This is a genomic window from Streptomyces sp. Ru71 (assembly GCF_002920535.1).
GTDB lineage: Bacteria > Actinomycetota > Actinomycetes > Streptomycetales > Streptomycetaceae > Streptomyces.
On sequence record NZ_PQSS01000100.1, the window covers coordinates 1 to 24864 of the forward strand.

Below are 24864 nucleotides of genomic sequence, written 5' to 3' on the forward strand. Positions count from 1 at the left end.
GGTGGCGGTGGCCAGTTCCTGCAGCCGGGCGAGGGTCTCGTCCGTGATCAGGTTCTTGGAGTAGTCGATGCGCAGGTCTCCCACGCGCACCACGTACCGCTCGGCGCGGCCCGGGTCGCTCGCGAACAGCTCCCGCAGGTGGGGCTGCCACTCGGCGCGGTGGTCCTCCAGCGCGGTCCACTCGGGCCGCCGGGTCAGCAACGGGTTCTCAGACATGTGCGGGCGTCTCCTTGCTGCCCTCGCCGCGCAGGGCGACGGCGTACATCTCGTCGGCGTCGAGGCGGCGCAGCTCCTCGGCGATGAGTTCGGAGGTGGCGCGGACCTTCAGCGCCAGGGTGCGCGGGGGCTGGCCGGGCAGGGTCAGCGTGGCCAGCGGGCCCTCCGGGCGGTCGATGACGATCTCGCCGTCGGCGGTGCCCAGACGTACGGCGGTGACGACCGGGCCCGCGGTGACGACCCGGTCCACGGCCACGCCGAGGCGGGCCTCCAGCCAGCGGGCCAGCAGCTCGGCGGCCGGGTTGTCGGCCTCGGCCTCCACGGCAGCCGAGATCACCCTGGCGCGGGCCTGGTCCAGGGCGGCGGCCAGCATCGAGCGCCACGGCGTCAGCCGGGTCCAGGCCAGGTCGGTGTCGCCGGGCGCGTAGGAACGGACCCGGGTCTCCAGCATCTGCAGCGGGTTCTCGACCGCGTACAGGTCGGTGATACGGCGCTGGGCCAGCGCGCCGAGGGGGTCCTTGGAGGGGTTGTCCGGCGCGTCCACCGGCCACCACACCACGACCGGGGCGTCCGGCAGCAGCAGCGGCAGCACGACGGAGTCGGCGTGGTCGGACACCTCGCCGTAGGTGCGCAGCACCACCGTCTCGCCGGTGCCGGCCTCCGAGCCCACCCGGACCTCTGCGTCCAGCCGGGAGGACTGGCGGTCGCGCGGGGTGCGGGCGTGCCGCTTGATGACGACCAGGGTGCGCGAGGGGTGCTCGTGCGAGGCCTCCTCGGCGGCCTTGATCGCGTCGTAGGCGTTCTCCTCGTCCGTGACGATGACCATCGTCAGGACCATGCCCACGGCCGGGGTGCCGATGGCGCGGCGGCCCTGGACGAGCGCCTTGTTGATCTTGCTTGCCGTGGTGTCGGTCAGGTCGATCCTCATGGCCTGCGCCAGCTCCGTCCGTCTCGTGCGAGCATCTCGTCCGCTTCCTTGGGTCCCCAGCTGCCCGACGGGTACTGCGCCGGCCTGCCGTGCGTCGCCCAGTAGCCCTCGATCGGGTCGAGGATCCTCCAGGACTCCTCCACCTCCTGGTGGCGCGGGAACAGGTTGGCGTCGCCGAGCAGCACGTCCAGGATGAGGCGCTCGTACGCCTCCGGGCTGGACTCCGTGAACGACTCGCCGTAGGCGAAGTCCATCGTCACGTCCCGGATCTCCATCGAGGTGCCCGGCACCTTGGAGCCGAACCGGACGGTCATGCCCTCGTCCGGCTGGACCCGGATGACGATCGCGTTCTGCCCGAGCTCCTCGGTCGCCGTGGAGTCGAAGGGGGAGTGCGGGGCGCGCTGGAAGACCACCGCGATCTCGGTGACCCGGCGGCCCAGCCGCTTGCCGGTGCGCAGGTAGAACGGCACCCCGGCCCAGCGGCGGTTGTCGACGCCGAGCTTGATCGCCGCGTAGGTGTCGGTGGTGGAGTTCGGGTCGATGCCGTCCTCCTCCAGATAGCCGCGCACCTTCGCGCCGCCCTGCCAGGCGGGCGCGTACTGGCCGCGCACCGTGTGCTTGCCGAGGTCGTCGGGGAGCCGTACGGCCTTGAGGACCTTCAGCTTCTCCGTCAGCAGCGACTCGGCGTCGAAGGCGGCCGGCTCCTCCATGGCGGTCAGGGCCATCAGCTGCAGCAGGTGGTTCTGGATGACGTCCCGGGCCGAGCCGATGCCGTCGTAGTAGCCGGCCCGGCCGCCGATGCCGATGTCCTCGGCCATCGTGATCTGCACATGGTCGACGTAGGACCGGTTCCAGATCGGTTCGAACATCTGGTTGGCGAAGCGCAGCGCCAGGATGTTCTGGACGGTCTCCTTGCCCAGGTAGTGGTCGATGCGGAAGACCTGGTCCGGCTCGAACACCTCGTGCACGATCGAGTTCAGCTCGATGGCGCTGGCCAGGTCGTGGCCGAACGGCTTCTCGATGACCGCGCGGCGCCAGGAGCCCTCGGGGCCGTCGGCCAGGCCGTGCTTCTTCAGCTGCTGGACGACCTTGGGGAAGAACCTCGGCGGCACGGACAGGTAGAAGGCGTAGTTGCCGCTGGTGCCGCGGGCCGCGTCCAGCTCCTCGACGGTCCGGCGCAGCTGGTCGAAGGCGTGGTCGTCGTCGAAGTCGCCGGGGATGAACCGCATCCCCTCCGACAGCTGCTGCCACACCTCCTCGCGGAACGGGGTGCGCGAGTGCTCCTTGACTGCGTCGTGCACGACCTGTGCGAAGTCCTGGTCCTCCCAGTCCCGGCGGGCGAAGCCGACCAGGGAGAAGCCCGGCGGCAGCAGACCCCGGTTGGCCAGGTCGTACACGGCCGGCATCAGCTTCTTGCGGGACAGGTCGCCGGTCACACCGAAGATGACGAGCCCGGAGGGGCCCGCGATCCTCGGCAGCCGGCGGTCGCGCTTGTCGCGCAGCGGGTTGGCCCAGCCGGCGGCCTCAGCGGTCAGTTCCATCAGCGGAGTCGCGGTCATTTACGCTGCCACCCCCTTGGCGTCCATGGCCTTCGCCACGGCGGCCAGCAGGTCCTGCCAGGCGGTCTCGAACTTCGCCACGCCCTCGTCCTCCAGCTTCTGCACCACCGCGTCGTAGGAGATGCCGAGCTTCTCCACGGCGGCGAGGTCGGCGCGGGCCTGGGCGTAGCCGCCGCTCACCGTGTCGCCGGTGATCCGGCCGTGGTCGGCCACGGCGTTCAGGGTGGCCTCGGGCATCGTGTTGACGGTGCCGGGGGCGACCAGCTCGTCGACGTACAGGGTGTCCTTGTACGCCGGGTCCTTCACCCCGGTCGACGCCCACAGCGGGCGCTGCTTGTTGGCCCTGGCACCGGCCAGGGCGAGCCAGCGCTTGCCCGCGAAGACCTCCTCGTAGGCCGCGTAGGCCAGGCGGGCGTTGGCGAGCGCTGCGCGGCCCTTGAGCCCGAGCGCCTCGTCGGTGCCCAGGACGGTGAGCCGCTTGTCGATCTCGGCGTCCACGCGGGAGACGAAGAACGACGCCACCGAGTGGATGCGGGACAGGTCCAGGCCCTTGGCGGCGGCCTGCTCCAGGCCCGCCAGGTAGGCGTCCATCACCGCGCGATAGCGCTCCAGCGAGAAGATCAGCGTGACGTTGACGCTGATGCCCTCGGCGATCACCTCGGTGATGGCGGGCAGACCGGCCTTGGTCGCCGGGATCTTGATCATCACGTTGGGGCGGTCCACCAGCCAGGCGAGCTGCTTGGCCTCGGCGACCGTCGCCGCCGTCTGGTGGGCCAGGCGCGGGTCGACCTCGATGGAGACCCGGCCGTCGCGGCCGTTCGTCGCCTCGTACACCGGGCGCAGCACATCGGCCGCGGCCCGCACGTCGGCGGTGGTCATCATGCGGACGGCCTCGTCGACCGTGACGCCGCGCACGGCCAGGTCGGCCAGCTGGGCCTCGTAGCCCTCGCCGGAGCCGATGGCGGCCTGGAAGATCGACGGGTTGGTGGTGACGCCGACGACGTGCCGCTTCGCGACGAGCTCGGCGAGGTTGCCGCTGTCGATGCGGGTGCGCGAGAGGTCGTCCAGCCAGATGGACACGCCCTCGTCGGACAGGCGCTTGAGGGCTCCCGCGGGGGCGGTTGCTTCGGTCACAGTGATCATCTTCCTTCTGGCGGTCGGATCAACCGCGCGCGGCGGCCAGCGAGGCGCGGGCTGCGGCGGCGACGTTCTCGGGGGTGAAGCCGTACTCGGCGAACAGGGTCTTGGCGTCGGCGGAGGCGCCGAAGTGCTCCAGGGACACGATGCGGCCGGCGTCGCCGACGTACCGGTACCAGGTCAGGCCGATGCCGGCCTCGACCGCGACGCGGGCCTTCACGGCCGGCGGCAGCACGGACTCGCGGTACTCGCGCGGCTGCTCCTCGAACCACTCCACGGACGGCATCGACACCACGCGCGTGCCGATCCCCTCCGCCTCCAGCCGCTCCCGCGCGGCCACGGCGAGCTGCACCTCGGAGCCGGTGGCGACGATGATCACCTCCGGGGTCTTCGTGGACGACTCGCGCAGGACGTAGCCGCCCTTCGCCGCGTCCGGGTTCGGCGCGTACGTCGGCACGCCCTGGCGGGTGAGCGCGAGCCCGTGCGGGGCGGGACGGGTGGCGTGCCTCTTCAGGATCTCGGCCCAGACCGCAGCGGTCTCGTTGGCATCGGCCGGGCGGACGACGTTCAGGCCCGGGATGGCGCGCAGCGAGGCCAGGTGCTCGACCGGCTGGTGGGTCGGGCCGTCCTCGCCCAGGCCGATGGAGTCGTGGGTCCACACGTACGTCACCGGCAGCTGCATCAGCGCCGACATCCGTACGGCGTTGCGCATGTAGTCGGAGAACACCAGGAAGGTGCCGCCGTAGATCCGGGTGTTGCCGTGCAGGGCGATGCCGTTCATCTCCGCGGCCATGGAGAACTCGCGGATCCCGAAGTGGACGGTACGGCCGTACGGGTTCGCCTCGGGCAGCGGGTTGCCCTCCGGGAGGAAGGAGCTGGCGCTGTCGATGGTGGTGTTGTTGGAGCCGGCGAGGTCGGCGGAGCCGCCCCACAGCTCGGGGATGACCGCGCCCAGGGACTGCAGGACCTTACCGGAGGCGGCGCGGGTCGCGACGGCCTTGCCCTCCTCGAACACCGGCAGCGCCTCCTCCCAGCCCTCGGGGAGCCGGCCGGCGACGATCCGGTCGAACAGCTCCGCGCGCTCGGGCTGCTCCTCGCGCCACACGGCGATCCGCTTGTCCCAGGCCGCGTGCGCATCCGCGCCCCGGTCCAGGGCGGCGCGGGTGTGGGCGAGGACGTCGGCGTCGACCTGGAAGGACTGCTCGGGGTCGAAGCCGAGGACGCGCTTGGTGGCGGCGACCTCCTCCGCGCCCAGCGCGGAGCCGTGGGAGGCCTCGGTGTTCTGCGCGTTCGGGGCCGGCCAGGCGATGATCGTGCGCATCGCGATGATCGACGGCCGCTCGGTCTCGGCCTGCGCGGCCCTCAGGGCGGCGTACAGGGCGTGCACGTCGATGTCGCCGTTCTCGGCGGGCTCGATGCGCTGGGTGTGCCAGCCGTAGGCCTCGTACCGCTTCAGCACGTCCTCGGAGAACGCGGTGGCGGTGTCACCCTCGATGGAGATGTGGTTGTCGTCGTAGAGGAAGACCAGGTTGCCGAGCTTCTGGTGGCCGGCGAGGGAGGACGCCTCGGCGGAGACGCCCTCCTGGAGGTCGCCGTCGGAGACGATCGCCCAGATGGTGTGGTCGAAGGGGGACTCGCCGGCCGGGGCCTCGGGGTCGAACAGGCCGCGCTCGTAGCGGGCGGCCATCGCCATGCCGACCGCGTTGGCCACGCCCTGGCCGAGCGGGCCGGTGGTGGTCTCCACGCCGGCGGTGTGGCCGTACTCGGGGTGTCCGGGCGTCTTGGAGCCGTGCGTGCGGAACGCCTTCAGGTCGTCCAGGTCCAGCTCGTATCCGGCGAGGTAGAGCTGGGTGTAGAGGGTCAGCGAGGTGTGGCCGGGGGAGAGGACGAAGCGGTCACGGCCGGTCCACTCGGGGTCGGCCGGGTCGTGACGCATCACCTTCTGAAAGATCGTGTACGCCGCGGGGGCCAGGCTCATCGCGGTGCCGGGGTGGCCGTTGCCGACCTTCTGCACGGCATCCGCGGCCAGCAGCCGCGCGGTGTCGACGGCACGCCGGTCGAGGTCGGTCCACTCGAAGGGGTCGGGTGTCTGCGTGCTCATCTTCAAGAAGTCCTCGCAGGAAGCGCTGCTTATGCTCTGACGCGTTCAAACTTAAAAGTCTGACTTAATCGCGGGAAGGTCTGTGTGTGCCAGCCTGTGGTGAAAGTGGGACACCGGGCGCAGGATCGGGACGGCACGAGAAGGACATGGCGGACAGAAGCATCCAAGGCGGCGGCGTGGGCGTGAGTGTGGGCGACGACGAGGGCTCGGACCCGGGTGCGGAGGGGATCAGGACCTTTCCGTTTCCGGTCGATCTCAGCGTCGGCGGGGTGGGCATGCAGATCGGTCCGATGGGGACCGGGCGCACCTGGCACGCGGACGCGCCGCTGGAGCGCGTCCACCGCATCGACTTCCACGTCGTCATGTTCTTCACCGACGGCCCCGTACGCCACATGGTCGACTTCGCCGAGTACGAGGCGAACGCCGGTGACGTGCTGTGGATCCGCCCCGGACAGGTCCACCGCTTCTCGAAGGAGAGCGGGTACCGCGGAACCGTCCTGACCATGCAGCCGGGCTTCCTGCCGCGTGCCACCGTGGAGGCCGCCGGGCTGTACCGCTACGACCTGCCGCCGCTGCTGCACCCCGATGCCGCGCAGCTCGCCGGGCTGCGGGCCTCACTGGGGCAGCTGCAGCGGGAGTACGAGGACCCCCATACGTTGCCGCTCAGCCTGCACACGGCTGTGCTGCGGCACGCCCTGACCGCGTTCCTGCTGCGCCTCGGGCATCTGGCCGCCAGTTCGGCGGAGGCGGCGCGGCAGCCGGACGACACCACGTTCACTCGGTTCCGGGACGCGGTGGAGCGGGGGTTCTCCACCAACCACAGTGTCAGCGCGTATGCCGACGCGCTCGGTTACTCGCGGCGGACGCTGGTGCGGGCGGTGCGCGCCGCTACGGGGGAGACGCCCAAGGGGTTCATCGACAAGCGGGTGGTTCTGGAGGCTAAGCGGCTGCTGGCGCATACCGATCTGCCCATAGGGCGGGTGGGGGTGGCGGTGGGGTTTCCGGATGCGGCGAACTTCTCCAAGTTCTTTCATCAGCATACGGAGGTGACGCCTGCGGCGTTTCGGGCGGAGTTGCGGGGGTAGTTTTGGGGGCCTGGCCTGCGGGGGGGGGCGGGCTGGTTGTTCGGCTGCGGGTTTCGTTGTGGTTGCTCGTCTTTGCCTGCCGCGGCCTGTTGCTGTTGCGTTGTGGCTGGTCGCGCAGTTCCCCGCGCCCCTTGAATGCCTGCGGCGGCCCGTTGCTGTTGCGTCGTGGCGTGCGTAGCGCCTGCCGCCGGTGGTCAAGGCGGGGCCGGGGTGGGGGGTGTCCGTCCTCGGTCCGGCCCGCTGTTTCCGACGCGGTGACTGGTGGCGGTGCCGGCCGCTGCGGGCGGACACCCCCACCCGCCCCCTTTCCGCCGTGCGCGGGTGCCTCGCCGTGGTGGCTTGCGTTGTGCCGGGCGCAGGTGGGTGGTCGGCCTGCGCCCGGTGGGGGTCAGTGGCCGAAGTCGAACCAGTTGACGTTCACGAAGTCGGCGGGCTGGCCGCTGGTGAAGGTCAGGTAGACGTCGTGGGTTCCGGTGACGGCGCTGATGTTCGCCGGGATCGTCCGCCAGGACTGCCAGCCGCCGGTGTTGGCCAGGGCGAAGCTGCCGATCGGGGCGTTGGTGCGGCTGTCCAGGCGGACCTCGACCAGGCCGCTCACGCCGGACGCGGCGCCGCTCGCCACGCGGGCGTAGAACTGACGGGCCGGAGTGGAGCCGAAGTTGACGCCCTTGTACAGGGCCCAGTCACCGTTGGCCACGGCGCCGATGTTCTGGCCGCCGCCGGTGTCGGAGGTGGCCTCGGTGATCGTGCCCGACTGGGCGTCGTAGGACTCGGCCTGGACGGGGCTGTAGGCGTCGCGGTTGCCGGAGGGCGGGGGAGTGGTACCGCTCCCACCGGCCGTCAGTACCTGGACGTAGTCGACGACCATCGGATGGCCGGGCTGGGTGTCGCCGTCCAGTCCGCCGCCGAACGCGTCCGGGAAGCCGCCGCCCATCGCCACGTTCAGGATGAGGAAGAAGCCGTGGTTCGTGGCGTTGGACCAGGTGGTCGCGTCCATCTGGGCGGCCGTCACGGTGTGGTAGACGACGCCGTCGACCGAGAAGCGGATCGCCTCCGGGCTCACCGAGCGGTCCCACTCCATCGCGTAGGTGTGGAAGCCGGACTGGCAGGTGGTGTTCGGGCAGGCGGTGGAGTTGCCGATGCCGGTCGTCTCGTTGCACGGGCCGCCGGGGCTGGTGCCGCAGTGCATCGTGGCCCAGACCTTGTTCAGGCCCTGGACGTTCTCCATGATGTCCAGCTCGCCGACGCCGGGCCAGTTCTGGTAGTTGCCCCGGTAGGGAGCGCCCAGGGCCCAGAACGCCGGCCAGTAGCCCTCGGCGGCCACGCCGGTGACGTTCGGCATCTGGATGCGGCCCTCGACGCGGAGTTTTCCGCCGGCCGGCGGCTGGAAGTCGGTGCGTACGGTCTCGATGCGGCCGGACGTCCAGCGGCCTGAGGCGTCCCTGAGCGGGGTGATGCGCAGATTGCCGTTGCCGTCGAGGGAGACGTTGTTCGTGCTGGTCGTCATCGACTCGACCTCGCCCGTGCCCCAGTTGGCGGGGCCGCCGGGGTAGCCGGTGCCCGTGTCGTACTGCCAGGTGCCGGTGTTGACGCCGGAGCCGGCCGGGCCGTCGAAGTCGTCCAGGAAGACCCGGGTCCAGCCGGAGGGGGGCGTGGGCGCGGCCGCGTCAGCGGAGGGTACGGCGACCGTGGCCGCGGCGGCGGCCAGGCCGAGGGTGCCGAGGACGGCGATCAGGGCGCGTCGCAGGGGGCGCCGTCTGGAGGTGCCGGGTGTGCCGGGGGATGCGGTCATGGGGGCCTCTCGGTGGTGTGGGGTGCCGTGTTTTGAGAGCGCTCTCAGATGCGGCCAATGTGCTCCCGGTCACTGTCGGCGTCAAGAGGTTGAAGACATCAAAGTGACTGTGGGGCAGGGGAGTTCATGCCATGAATGCCGCGAAGTGGGTGAAGGGGTCGCTCAGTCCGGGCGCCAGCCCAGTGCTCGGGAGATGCCGCGCGCGGCCAGCCGTACCGCCGGGGTCAGCGCCGCCACCGGTGCGTCGGCGTGCGGGACCACCAGCGACACGGCGGCCGTCACCGCGCCGTCCGGCCCGCGCACCGGTGCCGCCACCGACAGGGCGTCCTCGGTGATCTGACGGTCGCTCACCGCGACGCCCCGGTGGCGTACTTCGGCCAGGGCTCGGCGCAGCCGCTGCGGTTCGGTGAGTGTGTACGGCGTGAAGGAGGTGAGCGGGCCGGCGCAGTAGTCGTCCTGTCCCGCGGGGGAGTCGTGGGCGAGCAGGGCCAGACCGACCCCGGTGGCGTGCAGCGGCCAGCGCGCGCCCACGCGGATGTGCACGCCCACCGCGCTGCGGCCCGAGATCCACTCGGTGTAGACGACGTCCCGCCCGTCCCGCACCGCGAGTTGCACGTTCTCGTGGGTGGCCTCGTACAGGTCCTCCAGGTACGGCAGCGCGACCTGGCGCAGCGCCAGTCCGCGCGGGGCGAGCGCGGCGACCTCCCACAGTCTGAGGCCCACGTGGTAGCGGCCGTCGGGGGCCCGTTCCAGCGCGCCCCACCGCGTCAGCGTGCCGACCAGCCGGTGCGCGGTGGTCAGGGTCAGGCCGGCCCGGCGGCCGATGTCCGTCAGGGACAGCGCGGGGTGGCGGTGGTCGAACGCGGCGAGCACCGCCAGCAGGCGGTCGGCCGCGGAACGGGCGGGCGTCGTCACCGTCGCCGTGGCTCAGTCCAGTCCGGCCTCGGCGACGCGCAGCAGCAGCGTGTGCAGCGTCTCGCGTTCGGCGGCGTCGAGCGGGGCGAGCAGCTCGGCCGTCACGCGCCGGCCCGCCTCGTCGGTGCCGCGCAGGAAGGCCCGGCCCGCCTCGGTCAGGACGACGATCCGGCTGCGGCGGTCGTCCGGCGCCGGGCGGCGCTCGGCCAGGCCCTGCTTCTCCAGGTCGTCGACGAGACCGACGATCGCGCTCGGGTCGTAGCCGAGCCGGGCGGCCAGTTCGCGTTGCAGGGCGCCGTCGGCGGTGGCGAGGAAGCGCAGCACGGCGTAGTGGCGCAGCCGCAGTCCGGACTCCTGGAGGAAGGCGTTGAACAGCTGCCCGGAGCGCAGGCCGAGCCGGTACAGCAGGTAGCCGGCGTCCGCGTGCAGCGCGCGCATCCACGGCTCGTCGGCGTCGATCGGTTGCGGGGCGTGCGGCTGGCCGGTGATGGCGGGCTCCCTGGTCTCGGTCCGGTGGCGTTCGTCGTCCCAGCATGCCGTATCGGGGAGGTTCACAACAACTATTGACGACAACAATTATTGCTCATAGCTTCGATCTTGCCGGGCCGCCGCGACGCGGTCCTCAACGGCCCGGCCGTCCGTGTGCCTCCGCCTTCGGAAAGGGACCCGCTTGTGCCTCTGATCGATCTCACCGGCAAGGTCGCCGTCGTCACCGGCAGCGGCCGTGGCCTCGGCCTCGCCTACGCCCAGGCGCTCGCCGCCCATGGCGCCTCGGTCGTCGTCAACGACGTCGACGAAGCCGTCGCCGAACAGGCCGTCAAGTCCCTCACCGAGGCCGGCGGCAACGCCGTCGCCGAAGTGGTCGCGGTCGGTACCGCCGAGGCCGCCGACCGGCTGGTCGACCGCGCCGTGACGGAGTTCGGCCGGCTCGACGTGCTGGTCACCAACGCCGGCATCCTGCGCGACAAGGTGCTGTGGAAGATGACCGACGACGACTTCGACGCCGTCGTCACCACGCATCTCAAGGGCACGTTCACCTGCGCCCGCGCCGCCGCCGTGCGCATGCGGGAGCAGGGCGAGGGAGGCACCCTCGTGCTGGTCGGCTCCCCGGCCGGGCAGCGCGGCAACTTCGGGCAGACCAACTACGCCGCCGCCAAGGCCGGCATCGCCGCGATGGCCCGCACCTGGTCGATGGAGCTGGCCCGCGCGCGGATCACCGTCAACGCGATCGTGCCGGTCGCCGCCACCGCCATGACCGAGACCATTCCCGCCTTCGCCCCGTACATCGAGGCGATGCGGGCCGGCGAGCCGCTGCCGGACGTCCTGCGCAAGGGCGAGGGCTTCGGCACCCCCGAGGACTGCGCGGCCCTGGTCCCCTTCCTGGCCTCCGAGCACGCTCGCTCGGTGACCGGGCAGTGCATCGGCATCGGCGGGGACAAGGTCGCCCTGTGGTCGCACCCGCAGGAGATCCGCGCCGCCTACGCCGACGGCGGCTGGAGCGCCGAGGCCCTGGCCGACGCCTGGCCCACCTCCGTCGGCGCCGAGCCGCAGACCGTCGGCATCCCCGCCCCGAAGCTGCCGGAGGCGTGATGGACGTCGAACGGCTCGTCGCGATCGACGTCCACACCCACGCCGAGGTCTCGTCCCAGGGGCATTCCTCGCTCGACGACGACCTGCACGCGGCCTCCTCCGCCTACTTCAAGGTGGAGGGCAAGCGGAAGCCGACCCTGGAGGAGACGGCCGCCTACTACCGCGAGCGGAACATGGCCGCCGTGATCTTCACGGTGGACGCCGAGTCCGCCACCGGCACCGCGCCCGTGCCCAACGAGGAGGTCGCCGAGGCCGCCGCCGCGAACGCCGACGTCCTCATCCCGTTCGCCTCCATCGACCCCTTCCGGGGCAGGGCGGGCGTGAAGCAGGCCCGGCGGCTGGTGGAGGAGTACGGCGTCAAGGGCTTCAAGTTCCACCCCAGCATCCAGGGGTTCTTCCCCGACGACCGCTCGGTCGCCTACGGCCTGTACGAGGTCATCGAGGAGACGGGGACGATCGCGTTGTTCCACACCGGCCAGACCGGCATCGGCGCCGGCGTGCCCGGCGGAGGCGGCATCCGGCTGAAGTACTCCAACCCCCTGCACATCGACGACGTCGCCGCCGACTTCCCGCATCTGAAGATCATCCTCGCCCACCCGTCCTTCCCCTGGCAGGACGAGGCCCTCGCCGTCGCCACGCACAAGCCGGGCGTGCACATCGACCTGTCCGGCTGGTCGCCGAAGTACTTCCCGCCGCAGCTCGTGCAGTACGCCAACACCCTGCTCAAGGACAAGGTCCTCTTCGGCTCCGACTTCCCCGTCCTCACCCCCGACCGCTGGCTCGCCGACTTCGACAAGCTGCCGGTCAAGGACGAGGTGCGGCCGAAGATCCTCAAGGAGAACGCCGCCCGCCTGCTCGGGCTGACGACACCGTAAGGGGCGCGACGATGCGCAACACCGGACTCGGTTCCTGGCCCGCACGCCGGGCGCGCAAGACCCCGCACCGCACCGCGCTGATCCACGGCGACACCCGGATCAGCTACGCCCGCCTGTACGAGCGCACCACCCGGCTCGCGCACGCCCTGCGCGCCCGGGGCGTCAGGCGCGGTGACCGCGTCGCCTACCTCGGCCCCAACCACCCCGCCTATCTGGAGACGCTGTTCGCCGCCGGCACCCTCGGCGCCGTCTTCGTCCCGCTCAACACCCGCCTGGCCGGCCCGGAGATCGCCTACCAGCTCGCCGACTCCGGGGCGAAGATCCTCGTCCACGCCGGCGCCGGGCACCCCGACGCACCCGCGAGCCTCGAAGTCGGCCCCGCCTACGAGGAGGCGCTGGCCTCCGCCTCCGGTGATCCGATCGACGAGCCCGTCGCCGCCGACGACACCTGCGTCATCATGTACACCTCCGGCACCACGGGCCGGCCCAAGGGCGCCATGCTCACCCACGCCAACCTCACCTGGAACGCGCTCAACGTCCTCGTCGACACCGACCTGGTCGCCGACGACCGCGCCCTGGTCAGCGCCCCGCTGTTCCACACCGCCGGCCTGAACATGCTGACACTGCCCGTGCTGCTGAAGGGCGGCACCTGCGTTCTGGTGGAGTCCTTCGACCCGGCGGCCACCCTGGAGCTGATCGAACGGCACCGCATCACCTTCATGTTCGGCGTGCCCACCATGTACGACCGCGTCGTCCGCGAGCCGGGCTGGGCCGACGCCGACCTGTCCTCCCTGCGCCTGCTGACCTGCGGCGGCTCCCCGGTACCGCTGCCGCTCATCACCGCCTACCAGCAGCGCGGACTGACCTTCCTGCAGGGCTACGGCATGACCGAGGCCGCGCCCGGCACGCTGTTCCTGGACGCCGAGCACGCGGTGAGCAAGGCCGGCTCGGCCGGTGTGCCGCACTTCTTCAGCGACGTGCGCGTGGTGCGGCCCGACCTCACCCCGGTCGACGTCGGCGAGACCGGCGAGGTCGTGGTGCGCGGCCCGCACGTCATGGCCGGCTACTGGGGGCTGCCCGAGGAGAGCGCCGCCGCCTTCGCCGACGGCTGGTTCCGCAGCGGGGACGCGGCCCGCGTCGACGAGGACGGCTACGTGCGGATCGTCGACCGCATCAAGGACATGATCATCTCCGGTGGGGAGAACGTCTATCCCGCCGAGATAGAGGACCTGCTCCTGGCCCACCCCGACGTCGTCGAGTGCGCGGTCATCGGCGTGCCCGACCCCGCCTGGGGCGAGGTGCCGCGCGCGGTCGTCGTGCCCCGCGCGGGCTCTGTGGCCGATCCGGAGGCGATCCTCGCGTTCCTCTCCGGCCGGCTCGCCAAGTACAAGATCCCCAAATCGGTGGTGTTCGCGGACGAACTCCCGCGCACCGCCTCCGGAAAGCTGCTGAAATCCCGGGTCCGCTACCGGTACGGCACCGACTCCCCTGTGAAGGACACCCCATGAGCATCACCGTCAACGGCCTCGACGACCTCCGCAAGCTCGCCGGGAGCGACCTCGGCACCAGCGAGTGGATCGAGGTCACCCAGGACCGCGTCGACACCTTCGCCGACGCCACCGGCGACCACCAGTGGATCCACGTCGACCCCGAGCGCGCCAAGGACGGCCCGTTCGGTGCGCCCATCGCCCACGGCTATCTGACCCTGTCCCTGTTCATCCCGCTGTTCACCGAACTGCTCGACGTCGAGGGGGTCACCACCAAGGTCAACTACGGCCTGAACAAGGTGCGTTTCCCCGCCCCCGTGAAGGTCGGCTCCCGCATCCGGCTGGCCGCTCGGCTCGCGTCGGTCGAGGACGTGCCGGGCGGGGTCCAGATCGCCGTCGACGGCACCATCGAGATCGAGGGCGGCGCCAAGCCGGCCGCCGTACTGCAGAGCCTGTCGCGGTTCTACGCCTGATCCGGCCGGGGCCGCCGGGTAGGGTTCCCGCGTGCGTGAGCGACGAGGCGGGAGCGGTATGAGGCTGACGATTCTGGGCGGCGGCGGCTTCCGGGTGCCGCTGGTGTACGGGGCACTGCTGACCGACCGCGGCGAGGGGCGGGTGACGGATGTCGTCCTGCACGACGTGGACGCCGGCCGGCTCTCCGCCGTCGCCCGGGTGCTGGCCGAGCAGGCGGCGGACGTCCCCGACGCCCCCCGCGTGACCACGACCACCGACCTCGACGAGGCGCTGCGCGGCGCGGACTTCGTCTTCTCCGCCATCCGTGTCGGCGGCCTCGCCGGCCGCGCCGAGGACGAGCGGGTCGCGCTGGCCGAGGGCGTCCTCGGCCAGGAGACGGTCGGCGCGGGCGGCATCGCCTACGGGCTGCGCACGGTGCCGGTCGCCGTGGACATCGCCCGCCGCGTGGCCCGGCTCGCGCCGGACGCGTGGGTCATCAACTTCACCAACCCCGCGGGTCTGGTCACCGAGGCCATGTCCCGCCACCTCGGCGACCGGGTCATCGGCATCTGCGACTCGCCGGTCGGCCTCGGCCGCCGTATCGCCCGGGTGCTCGGCGCGGACCCCGGCCGGGCGTGGATCGACTACGTCGGGCTCAACCACCTCGGCTGGGTGCGCGGCCTGCGCGTCGCCGGCCGCGACGAACTGCCGCGCCTGCTCGCCGACGACGAGCTGCTCGCCTCCTTCGAGGAGGGCAAGCTGTTCGGCGCCGAGTGGCTGCGCTCGCTGGGCGCGATCCCCAACGAGTATCTGCACTACTACTACTTCAACCGTGAGACCGTGCGCGCCTACCAGCAGGCCGAGCGGACCCGCGGCGCCTTCCTGCACGACCAGCAGGCCCGCTTCTACGACGAGGTGCGCGACCCGGCGACGCCCGCCCTGGCCGCCTGGAACCGCACCCGCGCCGAGCGCGAGGCGACGTACATGGCGGAGAACCGCGAGGCCGCCGGCGCCGGGGAGCGCGACGAGGACGACCTGTCCGGCGGCTACGAGAAGGTGGCGCTGGCGCTGATGCGGGCCATCGCCCGTGACGAGCGCGCCACGCTGATCCTCAACGTGCGCAACCGCTCCACCCTGTCGGTGCTGGACGCCGAGGCGGTGATCGAGGTGCCCTGCCTGGTCGACGCGAACGGCGCCCACCCGGTGGCGGTCGATCCGCTGCCCGGCCATGCCACGGGACTGGTCTGCGCGGTCAAGGCGGTCGAGCGGGAGGTGCTCGCGGCGGCGGAGGCGGGTTCCCGGGAGACGGCGGTGAAGGCGTTCGCGCTGCATCCCCTGGTCGACTCGGTCACCGTGGCGCGGCGCCTGACCGACGGCTACCGGGCGGCGCATCCGGGGCTTGCGTACCTGAAGTAGCCGGAGGTGCGGAGGGCGGCCTGCCGCCTTGCCGCCGGGACGTTCTTCGGGCCGGCCGGCCGCTCCCCCGTACGGCGCGGCCGGCCGGCCCGATCCCCCGTGCTCCCCCCAGCGGATCCCGGTGCTTCCCCCGTCCGGGATCCGTCGTGCTTCCCCCGTTCCCCGGTATGGAGAGCGCCGAGGCCGCCGTCTGATACACCCCGCGGAAAAAAAAGTTCCCCCGGCCCTGCAGCCGGGGGAACAGGCGGTGTCACTCGCGGGCGGGTCAGCCGGTGAAGCCGGCCGTGATCGAGGTGAACTGCCAGGTGGTCTGGCTGATCCCGGAGCAGTTCTCCGCCACGCCGCCGCCCGGGCAGGGCCGGTCGCGGTTGACCGACCAGAAGGCGAGCCGGGCGATGTGGTGGGAGTTGGCCCAGTCGCGGATCTGCGTCCAGATCTGCGGCGTGGTGTTCTCCTGCTGGTCGGACAGCCCGTTCATGCCGGAGATGCCGATGTGCGAGTAGGCCGTGGCGTCGTCCCAGCCGAAGGTGGACTTCAGCTTGGCCTTCAGCCCCTCCGCCGCGTTCACGGTGTTGCCGTACATGTCGGAGCCGCCGCCGAAGTCGAACGGCATGATGGTGAAGACGTCGATGTCGGCGCCCAGCGACTTGGCCTGCTCGATGAGCCGGTTGCCGTAGTACGTCGGACCGGTGGTGGACGTCCCGAAGGTCACGATGGTCTTCAGACCGGGGTTGTTCGCCTTGACCGTCTTCAGCGCGGTGAGGATCTTCGCCTGGACGGCCTCGTTCTCGAACTCGTCGGTGTTCTCGATGTCCATGTCGATCGCCTTCAGGCCGTAGGCGTCGATCACCTTCTGGATCGCCCCGGCCAGCGCGCTCGCGGAGGAGCAGTTGGCGCCGAGCTTGCTGCCCTGCCAGCCGCCGAAGGAGGGGACGATGTCCCCGCCGGCGGATCGGACGGCGTTGATGGCGGACTGGTCGACCCCGCCGGTCAGCGCCCGCTGCCCGTCCCAGGCGGGGGTGCAGCCGCCGGAGTCCAGCACGAACGCCATGGTGAACCACTTGACGCCGGTCGCGCTCATCACCGTCGTCGGGCTCGGCGGGTCGCCCCAGCCCTCGTACAGGTACGGCGCGGCCTGCTTGAAGCCGCCGCCTCCGCCGCCGCTGCCCGCGTCGGTGGTGACGGTGACCGCGTTGGAGGCGCCGGAGACGTTCCCGGCCGCGTCCCGCGCCTTCACGGTGAAGGTGTAACTCGTGCTCGCCGACAGCCCGCTGACCGTGGCGCTGGTGCCGGAGGCGCTCGCCACCTTGCTCGCGCCGCTGTAGACGTCGTAGCCGGTGACGCCGACGTTGTCGCTGGAGGCGTTCCACTTCAGCGACACGCTCGACGACGACTTGCCGGTGGAGGTCAGGCCGGTCGGCGCGGTCGGCGCCTGGGTGTCCGAGCCGCCGCCACCGCCGCCAGGACCGTCCAGGCTGATGTCGTCGGCGTAGTAGGTGCCCTGGGCGTACCAGCCGTGGACGTAGATGGTGGCGCTGGTCTGGGAGGCGCCGGTGGTGAAGGACACCGACAGTTGGCTGTACGCCGACGGCGACGACGTCCAGGTCGAGGCACCGCCGTCCACGCCCAGGTAGACGTAGGAGCCACGCACCCAACCGGAGAGCGTGTACGTGGTGTTGGGCTGCACGGCGACGGTCTGGCCGCACTTGGCGATGTCGCCGGAGGTCACCGCGCCGGCCAGCGCCTTGGTGCCGCCGTGTACGGGGGAGGAGACGACCGAGCCCAGGTTGCCGGTGCAGGACCAGGGCGAGAGGGAGCCGGACTCGAAGCCGGCGTTGCCGAGGATGTTGGCGGCTTGCGCGGTCCCCGGCAGGGCGATGGCCCCGGCCAGGGCGAGGGCGCCGGAACCGAGCAGGGCGAGGAGCCGACGCACGGGGCGTCTGTGGGGTGTGGTGCGCACGCGATCTCCCTGAAGGAATGGGGGTGTTCGGGAGTGCACGGATGTGCGGGGTGGTGCGCCACCAATTTGGTATGGACCAATCCTTCCGTCAAGGGATCGGACGTGATTGGTCCATACCGGTGAGGGTGATGTCCCTCAAGGGCGATGTGTCCGGGCCTTCAGTGGCCTCTACAGGGGTACGACGAGGCCCTCCCGGGAGGCGACGGAGTCGACCCGCTGAGCCGGCAGCGACACCGAGCGCAGCGCCCGTGGCCCGGCCACCACCGTGTAGTCGGTGCCGAGGAACGGCGGTTCGATCACGCCGGGGTCCTCGCCGAGCGCCAGCTTCACCGCCGCCCACGGCACATTCACCCCGCACAGCGACAGCTGGTGAAGCCCGCCGGCGGGCCGCGCGTTGACGTCCATCAGCACCGGCCGGTCGCCGAACATCCGGAACTGCACATTGGACAGATGGTGCAGCCCGAAGCCCTCCGCGATGCGCCGGGCCGGTTCCAGCCACCGCTCGTGCAGCGTGAAGCCCCGGCGCCGGCCGTTCTTGGTGCGGCCGACGGCCAGCCGGATCCGGTTGTCCGGGCCGGTCAGGCAGTCCACCGACACCTCCGGCTGCTCCAGCCGCGGCATCACCAGCCAGTCCACCGGCTCCTCGGCCCGCCGCAGCGCGTCCACGACCAGGTCGAGATTGACGTACGGGCTCGGGAACCCGCTGAGCTGGACCAGCGAGAACGGCGAACGCGTCACCACGCGGAAACCCACACCGCCCGCGCCCGAGGCGGGCTTGAAGCACGCCGTGTGCCCGGCCGCCTCCAACTCCTCCACGGCCGCGACGAATTCGGCGGCGTCGCGGACCCGCCACCACGGCGGCACCGGCACCCCGATCGCCTGCACCGCCTCGTAGGCGACCACCTTGTCCTGGAAGACGGCGATGGCCTCCGGAGTCGGCGCGAGCAGCGCGGTGCCCGCGGCGGCGAACTCCGCACGGTGCGCGGCGATCGCGGCCTGGTGCAGCCGGGGCACGAACACGTCGATGCCGCGCCGCCGGCACTGGTCCAGGGCGTACTCGACGTACGCCGACGACGACAGGTTCTCCGGCTCCGGCTCGGCGGTGTCCGCGGCGGCCAGCACCGGGGAGTCGGGGTCGCCGTGGGTGGCGTGGATCTCGACGGCCCGGTCGTCGGGATTTCGCCGTAGCTGATCCATGAAGAACACGTTCTCCGCGTACGTGCGGTTGAGCCAGACGCGTACGCGAGAGACCATGCAGGCCGCCTTTCACGGTCGGCGGGCACGGCGAAGCGGCCCGTGCCCGGGCAGGAGAGAGGGAGGGACGCCGAACCGCCCTGCAACGAGGGGAGCTCAGGCGGTGGTGTCGGGGGGATCATACGGCTTTCGCGGGGTCCCGCGTGCAACGCGTGTGTTACGGCTCCGGCGGCCCGCCCGCCCCGGCCTCCCCGCGCGCCGGACTCCTCCTCCCGAACCCTCGAACGGGTGACCACACCTCCGACGAGTTCAGCGGCACCAGGTGTGCAGCAGGCGGAAGAACTCCTCCTCGTTGCCCGCGAGGCCGGCCTCGGCCAGCGCGTCCTCGGCCTCCGCGAGCACCGACGGGACCACCGCCGGCGGTGCGGGCTCGCCCGGCGGGCCGGACCCGTCGTAGACGGCCCGGACGGTGTGCAGGAGCCGCAGATAGGCCTGGACGGCGGTGCGCTCGCGGTCGGTCAGTACGGTGGTCGGCATCGGCTCGGCCCTCCCCGTGTCGGCGTGAGGGGACCAGCTTGCCGTCCACCACTGACAATCGGACGGAGGCCGTCCGCTCAGCCCGGCCGAGTCACCCCGCCTGCGGGCCCAGGTAGCCGAGGGAGGCCTCGATGCGGCCGGCCAGCCGGTCGCGCTGCACCGGTCCGCGCAGCGCCGAACCCGCCAGCCAGGTGCGGCATCTGCTGGCGAGCAGCAGCCCGAAGGCCTCCGCGTCCCGCTCCTCGGCCTCGTCGAATCGGGTGCGGGCGGCCACCGAGCGCACCGTCGCCCGCAGGTCGACGTCGTCGCCCAGCAGCCGGGCCGCGACCGAGGCGCCGTCGACGGGACGGCCGTGGTGTCCGGCCTGCATGTGCCACAACTCGTGTCCCAGGATCACCAACTGGTGGTCGGGCGTGGTGCGTTCCTCCAGCACGATCAGGTCCTGGTCGGCCATGTCGAGCCACAGCCCGCTGGCCGTCCCGGGCGGAAAGGCGGCCGTGCGCAGCCGCACCGACCGGCCCCGGCGCCGGCTCATCGCGTCGCACAGCGCGGAGTACAGCTCGGCGGGCGGTGCCGGTGCCGGCAGGTCGAGCTCGGTGACCAGTTCGCCGCACAGACGGCGCATGTCCCTGACGATGCCCACGGTCCTCCCCCGGCTCACGACTCGGGCCGCTTGACGCTCTCCAGAAGCATGTCCAGCCATTCGGCGACCTTGTCGCGGTGCTGGTCGGTGGGCAGCTGGGCGGCCCGCCAGGCGATACCGCGCACGCCGTGGTCCTGCAGCAGCCGCTCCAGCGGGTCCTGCGCGGCGGCCGCCGCCGCGCGTTCCCGGTCGGCGAGCTTCTGCAGCAGCTCCTGCTCGGTGCGCTGCAGCGCGCCCGCGAGCGCCTCGGGATCCTCCGCGGTCAGGAAGCCGGCGTGCACCCGGAAGAAGCGCTGCAGCGCGTCGCAGTGCTCCATGGTGGGGCGCCGGTCGCCGTTGATGAGCGCGCCCGCCTGCTGCCGCGACATGCCCGCGCCGTCGGCGATCTCCTGCTGGGTGTAGCGGCGGCCGTTGGGCTTGAGCCGGGTGCGGCGCAGCAGGTCCAGACGCTGCAGGAAACGCGCCTGGACGTCCGGCTCGCCCGCCGGACAGCCGCTGAGCAGGGCCTTGACCACGGACTCCGGGACACCGCAGGCCACGGACAGGCGGGCGGTGTCGAACACCTCGGAGTGCGGCACGCCGAGCCGGTCGGCTAGCGCGGCGACCCGGGTGACGACGGCGGACAGCACAGCGGACGGAGTGGCGTCCGGAACCTCGAAGCCATCCGTCACCGACAGGTCTCCCACGTCTCTCACAGCCCTCTCACAGGCGTGTCGCTGCGTACCGGCAGTCGTGAACTGCCCGGAGATTATCCGCTCGTTCGAACTTCCATCCAGGTCTCGCCACAACTGTGGCCAATTTCAGCCGTCAACGAGCGGGAAATGCCACGATAGTTGACACGGCAAGTGTCCGGGCACCAGGATCGGGGCGCCGCGTGAAGGCCGCAGAGGCATAAGGGGTGACCTCCCGATGGCATATCAGGCAGGTGGGCAGCGGCCGGCTCCGCGGCCCGTCCCCGACTCTCCCGAGGCCCAGGCCTATCTGCAGGACTGTGGCGCGCTGATGGCGGCGCTCCCGTTCCCGTCCCTGGTGGTGGACCACCGCTGGGACGTGGTGCTGGCCAACACCGCTTATCAGACACTTTTCCGCCCCGTGGGACCGCATCCGACGGCGATGCCCGGCGACAACTTCCTGCGCTTCGTGCTCTTCCACCCGGACGCGGGCGCGATCCTCGGCGACCACGAGACGAGCTGGTGCCTGCCGATGCTGGCGCTCTTCCGCACCGCGCTGGAGCGGCACGCGCACGACCCGGTGCTGCAGGGCATCCGCCAGGAGATCGCCCAGGACCCGATCATGGAGGCGGCGTTCCGGCAGGGCCTGCCGCACTGGATGCGCGCGGTCGGGGAGGAGGCCGTCCGCCACGACGGCGCGGTGCGCCCCCTGCTGCACCCCGACCCGCGCCGCGGCGCCACCGAGTGCCGCCTGCTCGACGAGACCACCCCGATGCTGCGGGACATGGGCTGGACCCGGCTGACCCTGCTGCTGCGCGAGCCCCGCCGCACGACCCCGCCCCCGCGCGGCCGCCGCCGAGCCCGCTCGACGGCCCACCTCACGGTGGTCCCCACCCCCGGTTCCTGACCGGACACCGCCGGCGTTCAGGTCGCCGACGGCACCGGCCCACCGGGGGCGGGACCCCACCAACCGCGCGCGCCACGACGGCGCGGCACCCGCGCACGGCGGAAAGGGGCCGGGGTGGGGGGGGTGTCCGCCCGCAGCGGCCGGCACCACCAACCCTCACCGCGTCGGAAACAGCGGGCCGGACCGAGGACGGACACCCCCCACCCCGGCCCCGCCGTGACCACGGGCCGTAGGCGCTAGACCAGCCACGACGCAACAGCAACGGGCCGCCGCAGGCACTCAAGGGGCGCGGGGAACTGCGCGACCAGCCACAACGCAACAGCAGCAGGCCGCCGCAGGCAAAGGCGAGCAACCACAACGCAACCCGCACAGGCCGCCGCCCGGCAGGCACGCTCACCCCTCCGCCATCACCAACACCAACGGCACGCTCCCACACGGCAGCAACCGCACCCCGGGCAGCCTGATCTCGCGCCCCCGCTCCAGGGTGACCGCGAAGTCCGGCCCCTTCGTGAGCGATCCCGCAAGATGGCCGGGATCGGCAGACGCAGCCACCCGCCCCCGCGCGTTGACCAGCCGCGCAGGCCCAGGCAGCGCCCGCAGCAGCGGCAGCACCGCCGCCTCGAAGTGCCGCAGGTACACGTCCGCCGCGGCCACCCCCACGAAGCGCCCCGCGATCTCGACCGGCGCGGACAGGGTGAGGCTGTACTCGTCGGAGCAGAGATAGTCGACGTACGGCCCGGCCACCGCCCGGCGCCCGGTGTCGCGGGGCAGCGCGAACCAATCCCAGTGCGTGTAGTCCGAGTACGCCGACTGCTGCGGGTCGAGGTCCGGCAGCAGCGGCCGTACGTCCCCCTCCGGCCCGCACTGCCACCACTCCAGCCACGCAGGCACGTCGGCGAGCAGACCGGGGGCCGCGACGAAGCCGACCCCGGAGACGAGTTCCTGCCGCCGCAGCCGCAGATGCAGCCCGGGGCGCAGCGCGGCGAGGTCCGCGCTGGTGGGCCGCCGGCCCGCCGCGGCCACCGCGCCGAGCAGGGCCGCGGTGTCGTCCCGGGTAGAGGCGACCGCCGCGAACACGGCCTCCAGGGCGCGGCCCACCTCCCGGGCGACACCGGCGGGCGCCGTCGCGACGAGACCGGGGCTCGTGCTCATGCGCCCTCCAGCAGCCGGGGCCGTGACAGGCCTACAGGGCGAGCCGTACGGCGATCAGCCGTGCCGTCGACTCCCGTACGCACCGCTCGGCCAGCGCACCGGCCGATTCGTGGGCCCCATCTTGCACCGCCGAGATCACGGCGCGGTGACGGTCCGCGACTTCTTCACGACATGCGCCGGAGTCGTCACCGAGGACCAGGCACAGCAGCGCCCCGATCTCCGTCTGCAGGGCCACCTGCTCGCGGGTGAGCCGGGCCGACTGCGCGGCGGCGGCCAGCTCCACGTGGAAGCGGCCGTACATCCGGGCGCGGGCGGCCGCGTCGGAGGCGTCGGTGAACTCCCGCACCGTGCGCCGCAGCTGGACCAGGTCCTCCGGCTCGGTGCGCTGCGCCGCCAGCCGGGCCGCCGCCCCCGACAGCGCCGCCCAGTGGTCGCCGAGGTCGCGCAGCTCCTCGGTGCTCCAGCCGCGCAGCCGCGCTTTGAGGCGTTCCTCGGCGGGCACGTCCGGCAGGGAGACGAAGCTGCCGCCGCCGCGGCCGCGCCGGGTGGTGACCAGCCCCTGCTGGCGCAGCGCCATCAGCGCCTCCCGCAGGGTCACCGTGGACACACCGAGGCGGCCCGCCAGCTCGCTCTCGCCGGGCAGTTGCTCCCCGTCGGCGAGCAGGCCGAGCTCGATGGCGTCGCCGAGCCGGCGGACCACCGTCTCCACCCGGGCCCGGCTGTCGACCGGGGCGAAGACGGCCGCGCGGGCGCCGCCGGGGGTCTGCTGCTGCTTCACGGCCACCACCTTGTGCGTTGACTCAACCTTTACCCTAAGGGGGCCTTGAGCTTTGAACTATGACTTCATATGTTTTCGCTCCATCGGTCAACGCTCGAAGGCGCCAGAAAGGTTCCCGCCCATGGACGCAACCGCGCAGGGGAACGCAACCGCGCAGGGGATGGCCATCCGCCTGGAAGGGCTGCGGAAGTCGTTCGGCGACACCACCGCCGTGGCCGGGGTGGACCTGGACATCCGCGACGGGGAGTTCTTCTCCATGCTCGGCCCGTCCGGCTCGGGCAAGACCACCGTCCTGCGGATGATCGCCGGGTTCGAGACGCCCACCGAGGGCCGGATCGAACTCGCCGGGCGGGAGGTCACGCGCCTCGCGCCCTTCGAACGCGAGGTGCACACCGTCTTCCAGGACTACGCCCTCTTCCCGCACATGACGGTCGAGCAGAACGTCGCCTACCCCCTGAAGATCCGCAAGGTGCCCAAGGCCGAGCGCCTGGTCCGCGCCCGCAAGGCCCTCGCCGAGGTCCGCCTGGACGGCTACGGCAAGCGCCGTCCCGCCCAGCTGTCCGGCGGCCAGCGCCAGCGCGTCGCCCTCGCCCGCGCCCTCGTCGGCCGCCCCCGGGTGCTGCTGCTCGACGAGCCGCTCGGCGCCCTCGACCTGCGGCTGCGCGAGCAGATGCAGGTCGAGCTCAAGGCCATCCAGCGCGAGGTCGGCATCACCTTCGTCTTCGTCACCCACGACCAGGAGGAGGCCCTGACGATGAGCGACCGCATCGCCGTCTTCCACCAGGGCCGCATCGAACAGGTCGGCACCCCGGCCGAGATCTACGAACGCCCCGCGACCGGCTTCGTCGCCTCCTTCGTCGGCACCTCCAACCTGCTGGACGGCGAGTCCGCCCAGCGCGTCGTCGGCGCCCCGGGCACCTACAGCATCCGCCCCGAGAAGATCCGCGTCCTGAAGGAGGCCGACGGCGCCGACGAGCCGGAGCACTCCTCGGCCACCGGCACCGTCGCCGAGGTCGTCTACCTCGGCGACGCCACCCGCTTCCACGTCGACCTCGACGCCGGCGGCAGCCTCACCGCCCTCCAGCAGAACCTCGATACCTCCGCCGAGGACGTCGCCGCCTACCGCGGCGCCCGGGTCCGCCTCCAGTGGCACCGCCGCCACGCCGTCCACGTCCCCAACTGATCCGACTGGAGTCACGTCGTGCGCTTCACCCCCGCATGGAAGGCCGCGGCCGCCGCCGCGGTGCTGCTCGCCGCCACCGCCTGCGGCTCCTCCGACGACAAGGCGGGCGGCGGCGGCCTCAACCCGCCCGACCTCAAGGCCCCCACCAAGCTCGGCGCACCCGAGGGCCAGGTCAACCTGATCGCCTGGGCCGGCTATGTCGAGGACGGCTCCAACGACCCCAAGGTGAACTGGGTCTCCGGCTTCGAGAAGCAGACCGGCTGCCAGGTCCACTCCAAGGTCGCG

General features: G+C 72.1%; 22 protein-coding genes and 2 pseudogenes. 9 read left to right on the top strand and 15 right to left on the bottom strand.

What is annotated here, in order from left to right; translation table 11 throughout:
- The 5 genes and pseudogenes from C3489_RS34240 to tkt all read right to left on the bottom strand — a co-directional run.
- A pseudogene (locus tag C3489_RS34240) lies at positions 1–216 on the bottom strand (glucose-6-phosphate isomerase); the annotation flags it as partial.
- Positions 209–1144 (bottom strand): glucose-6-phosphate dehydrogenase assembly protein OpcA, encoded by a 936-nt coding sequence (opcA, locus tag C3489_RS34245; protein ID WP_103786028.1) that lies wholly within the window; start codon positions 1142–1144, stop codon positions 209–211. The gene opcA and the pseudogene C3489_RS34240, both read right to left, overlap by 8 nt.
- Positions 1141–2703, bottom strand: coding sequence for a glucose-6-phosphate dehydrogenase (gene zwf, locus C3489_RS34250; RefSeq protein WP_103786029.1), 1563 nt, complete (start codon positions 2701–2703; stop codon positions 1141–1143). Before zwf ends, opcA begins: the two co-directional genes overlap by 4 nt.
- On the bottom strand, positions 2704–3846 hold the full coding sequence (gene tal / locus C3489_RS34255) for a transaldolase (RefSeq protein WP_103786030.1): 1143 nt from the start codon (positions 3844–3846) through the stop codon (positions 2704–2706). It abuts the gene before it with no gap.
- Positions 3847–3865: 19 nt separating this feature from the next.
- Positions 3866–5941, bottom strand: coding sequence for a transketolase (tkt, locus tag C3489_RS34260; protein ID WP_103786031.1), 2076 nt, complete (start codon positions 5939–5941; stop codon positions 3866–3868).
- A 146-nt stretch (positions 5942–6087) separates the two neighbouring features.
- On the opposite strand from tkt, the gene C3489_RS34265 reads away from it, so the two are divergent.
- Positions 6088–7026 (top strand): AraC family transcriptional regulator, encoded by a 939-nt coding sequence (locus C3489_RS34265; RefSeq protein ID WP_103786032.1) that lies wholly within the window; start codon positions 6088–6090, stop codon positions 7024–7026.
- Positions 7027–7414: 388 nt separating this feature from the next.
- On the opposite strand, the gene C3489_RS34270 is transcribed toward C3489_RS34265, so the two are convergent.
- The 3 genes from C3489_RS34270 to C3489_RS34280 all read right to left on the bottom strand — a co-directional run bounded on the left by C3489_RS34270 (position 7415) and on the right by C3489_RS34280 (position 10171).
- The gene (locus C3489_RS34270) at positions 7415–8818 is read right to left on the bottom strand and encodes a glycoside hydrolase family 16 protein (RefSeq protein ID WP_103786033.1); all 1404 of its coding nucleotides are present in this window, start codon (positions 8816–8818) and stop codon (positions 7415–7417) included.
- Positions 8819–8980: 162 nt separating this feature from the next.
- Entirely contained in the window at positions 8981–9733 is a 753-nt protein-coding gene (locus C3489_RS34275; RefSeq protein ID WP_103786034.1) for an IclR family transcriptional regulator, read from the bottom strand.
- A gap of 12 nt (positions 9734–9745) precedes the next feature.
- Positions 9746–10171: a MarR family winged helix-turn-helix transcriptional regulator gene (locus tag C3489_RS34280; RefSeq protein WP_103786047.1), complete on the bottom strand. Its 426-nt coding sequence runs from the start codon at positions 10169–10171 to the stop codon at positions 9746–9748.
- A gap of 234 nt (positions 10172–10405) precedes the next feature.
- On the opposite strand from C3489_RS34280, the gene C3489_RS34285 reads away from it, so the two are divergent.
- Genes C3489_RS34285 through C3489_RS34305 form a run of 5 tightly spaced genes read left to right on the top strand, consistent with a single transcriptional unit; the run spans position 10406 to position 15554 of the window.
- On the top strand, positions 10406–11323 hold the full coding sequence (locus C3489_RS34285) for an SDR family NAD(P)-dependent oxidoreductase (protein ID WP_103786035.1): 918 nt from the start codon (positions 10406–10408) through the stop codon (positions 11321–11323).
- Positions 11323–12198, top strand: a complete 876-nt coding sequence (locus C3489_RS34290; RefSeq protein ID WP_103786036.1) for an amidohydrolase family protein — start codon at positions 11323–11325, stop codon at positions 12196–12198. Before C3489_RS34285 ends, C3489_RS34290 begins: the two co-directional genes overlap by 1 nt.
- Positions 12199–12209: 11 nt before the next feature.
- Complete coding sequence (menE, locus tag C3489_RS34295; protein WP_103786037.1) at positions 12210–13706, top strand: o-succinylbenzoate--CoA ligase; 1497 nt, start codon at positions 12210–12212, stop codon at positions 13704–13706.
- Positions 13703–14158 carry a MaoC family dehydratase gene (locus tag C3489_RS34300; RefSeq protein WP_103786038.1) on the top strand — a complete coding sequence of 152 codons (456 nt, stop codon included), beginning with the start codon at positions 13703–13705 and terminating at the stop codon, positions 14156–14158. The genes menE and C3489_RS34300 overlap by 4 nt, the downstream gene beginning before the upstream one ends.
- Positions 14159–14216: 58 nt before the next feature.
- A complete protein-coding gene (locus tag C3489_RS34305; protein ID WP_103786039.1) occupies positions 14217–15554 on the top strand; it encodes a 6-phospho-beta-glucosidase in 1338 nt (445 codons plus the stop codon).
- Positions 15555–15819: 265 nt separating this feature from the next.
- Here C3489_RS34305 and C3489_RS34310 read toward each other — a convergent pair whose 3' ends face one another.
- The 5 genes from C3489_RS34310 to C3489_RS34330 all read right to left on the bottom strand — a co-directional run bounded on the left by C3489_RS34310 (position 15820) and on the right by C3489_RS34330 (position 20559).
- On the bottom strand, positions 15820–17514 hold the full coding sequence (locus tag C3489_RS34310; RefSeq protein ID WP_103786040.1) for a carbohydrate binding domain-containing protein: 1695 nt from the start codon (positions 17512–17514) through the stop codon (positions 15820–15822).
- Positions 17515–17682: 168 nt separating this feature from the next.
- Positions 17683–18768 (bottom strand): ATP-grasp domain-containing protein, encoded by a 1086-nt coding sequence (locus tag C3489_RS34315; RefSeq protein ID WP_103786041.1) that lies wholly within the window; start codon positions 18766–18768, stop codon positions 17683–17685.
- 249 nt (positions 18769–19017) lie between these two features.
- A complete protein-coding gene (locus C3489_RS34320; RefSeq protein WP_103786042.1) occupies positions 19018–19245 on the bottom strand; it encodes a hypothetical protein in 228 nt (75 codons plus the stop codon).
- Positions 19246–19336: 91 nt separating this feature from the next.
- Positions 19337–19870: a toxin-antitoxin system, toxin component gene (locus C3489_RS34325; RefSeq protein WP_103786048.1), complete on the bottom strand. Its 534-nt coding sequence runs from the start codon at positions 19868–19870 to the stop codon at positions 19337–19339.
- 32 nt (positions 19871–19902) lie between these two features.
- Positions 19903–20559, bottom strand: coding sequence for a helix-turn-helix transcriptional regulator (locus C3489_RS34330; protein ID WP_103786043.1), 657 nt, complete (start codon positions 20557–20559; stop codon positions 19903–19905).
- 238 nt (positions 20560–20797) lie between these two features.
- Between C3489_RS34330 and C3489_RS34335 the strand changes: the two genes are divergently transcribed.
- The gene (locus C3489_RS34335; RefSeq protein ID WP_103786044.1) at positions 20798–21466 is read left to right on the top strand and encodes a hypothetical protein; all 669 of its coding nucleotides are present in this window, start codon (positions 20798–20800) and stop codon (positions 21464–21466) included.
- A gap of 393 nt (positions 21467–21859) precedes the next feature.
- Here the strand turns inward: C3489_RS34335 and C3489_RS34340 are convergent, their stop codons facing one another.
- Both C3489_RS34340 and C3489_RS34345 read right to left on the bottom strand, forming a co-directional pair.
- Positions 21860–22618 carry a cache domain-containing protein gene (locus C3489_RS34340; RefSeq protein WP_103786045.1) on the bottom strand — a complete coding sequence of 253 codons (759 nt, stop codon included), beginning with the start codon at positions 22616–22618 and terminating at the stop codon, positions 21860–21862.
- 31 nt (positions 22619–22649) lie between these two features.
- Positions 22650–23396, bottom strand: coding sequence for a FadR/GntR family transcriptional regulator (locus C3489_RS34345; protein ID WP_103786049.1), 747 nt, complete (start codon positions 23394–23396; stop codon positions 22650–22652).
- A gap of 121 nt (positions 23397–23517) precedes the next feature.
- Here C3489_RS34345 and C3489_RS34350 point away from each other — a divergent pair, with 121 nt between their 5' ends.
- Both C3489_RS34350 and C3489_RS34355 read left to right on the top strand, forming a co-directional pair.
- Positions 23518–24579, top strand: coding sequence for an ABC transporter ATP-binding protein (locus C3489_RS34350; RefSeq protein WP_103786046.1), 1062 nt, complete (start codon positions 23518–23520; stop codon positions 24577–24579).
- Between the two features lie 18 nt (positions 24580–24597).
- Positions 24598–24864: pseudogene (locus C3489_RS34355) on the top strand (spermidine/putrescine ABC transporter substrate-binding protein); the annotation flags it as partial.

What these genes read in the sequence shown, in the direction of transcription:
- opcA (WP_103786028.1), bottom strand. Translation starts at nt 1,144, where the DNA reads ATGAGGATCGACCTGACCGACACCACGGCAAGCAAGATCAACAAGGCG.
- zwf (WP_103786029.1), bottom strand. Translation starts at nt 2,703, where the DNA reads ATGACCGCGACTCCGCTGATGGAACTGACCGCTGAGGCCGCCGGCTGG.
- tal (WP_103786030.1), bottom strand. Translation starts at nt 3,846, where the DNA reads ATGATCACTGTGACCGAAGCAACCGCCCCCGCGGGAGCCCTCAAGCGC.
- tkt (WP_103786031.1), bottom strand. Translation starts at nt 5,941, where the DNA reads ATGAGCACGCAGACACCCGACCCCTTCGAGTGGACCGACCTCGACCGG.
- C3489_RS34265 (WP_103786032.1), top strand. Translation starts at nt 6,088, where the DNA reads ATGGCGGACAGAAGCATCCAAGGCGGCGGCGTGGGCGTGAGTGTGGGC.
- C3489_RS34270 (WP_103786033.1), bottom strand. Translation starts at nt 8,818, where the DNA reads ATGACCGCATCCCCCGGCACACCCGGCACCTCCAGACGGCGCCCCCTG.
- C3489_RS34280 (WP_103786047.1), bottom strand. Translation starts at nt 10,171, where the DNA reads ATGCGCGCGCTGCACGCGGACGCCGGCTACCTGCTGTACCGGCTCGGC.
- C3489_RS34290 (WP_103786036.1), top strand. Translation starts at nt 11,323, where the DNA reads ATGGACGTCGAACGGCTCGTCGCGATCGACGTCCACACCCACGCCGAG.
- menE (WP_103786037.1), top strand. Translation starts at nt 12,210, where the DNA reads ATGCGCAACACCGGACTCGGTTCCTGGCCCGCACGCCGGGCGCGCAAG.
- C3489_RS34300 (WP_103786038.1), top strand. Translation starts at nt 13,703, where the DNA reads ATGAGCATCACCGTCAACGGCCTCGACGACCTCCGCAAGCTCGCCGGG.
- C3489_RS34305 (WP_103786039.1), top strand. Translation starts at nt 14,217, where the DNA reads ATGAGGCTGACGATTCTGGGCGGCGGCGGCTTCCGGGTGCCGCTGGTG.
- C3489_RS34315 (WP_103786041.1), bottom strand. Translation starts at nt 18,768, where the DNA reads ATGGTCTCTCGCGTACGCGTCTGGCTCAACCGCACGTACGCGGAGAAC.
- C3489_RS34320 (WP_103786042.1), bottom strand. Translation starts at nt 19,245, where the DNA reads ATGCCGACCACCGTACTGACCGACCGCGAGCGCACCGCCGTCCAGGCC.
- C3489_RS34325 (WP_103786048.1), bottom strand. Translation starts at nt 19,870, where the DNA reads ATGCGCCGTCTGTGCGGCGAACTGGTCACCGAGCTCGACCTGCCGGCA.
- C3489_RS34335 (WP_103786044.1), top strand. Translation starts at nt 20,798, where the DNA reads ATGGCATATCAGGCAGGTGGGCAGCGGCCGGCTCCGCGGCCCGTCCCC.
- C3489_RS34340 (WP_103786045.1), bottom strand. Translation starts at nt 22,618, where the DNA reads ATGAGCACGAGCCCCGGTCTCGTCGCGACGGCGCCCGCCGGTGTCGCC.
- C3489_RS34350 (WP_103786046.1), top strand. Translation starts at nt 23,518, where the DNA reads ATGGACGCAACCGCGCAGGGGAACGCAACCGCGCAGGGGATGGCCATC.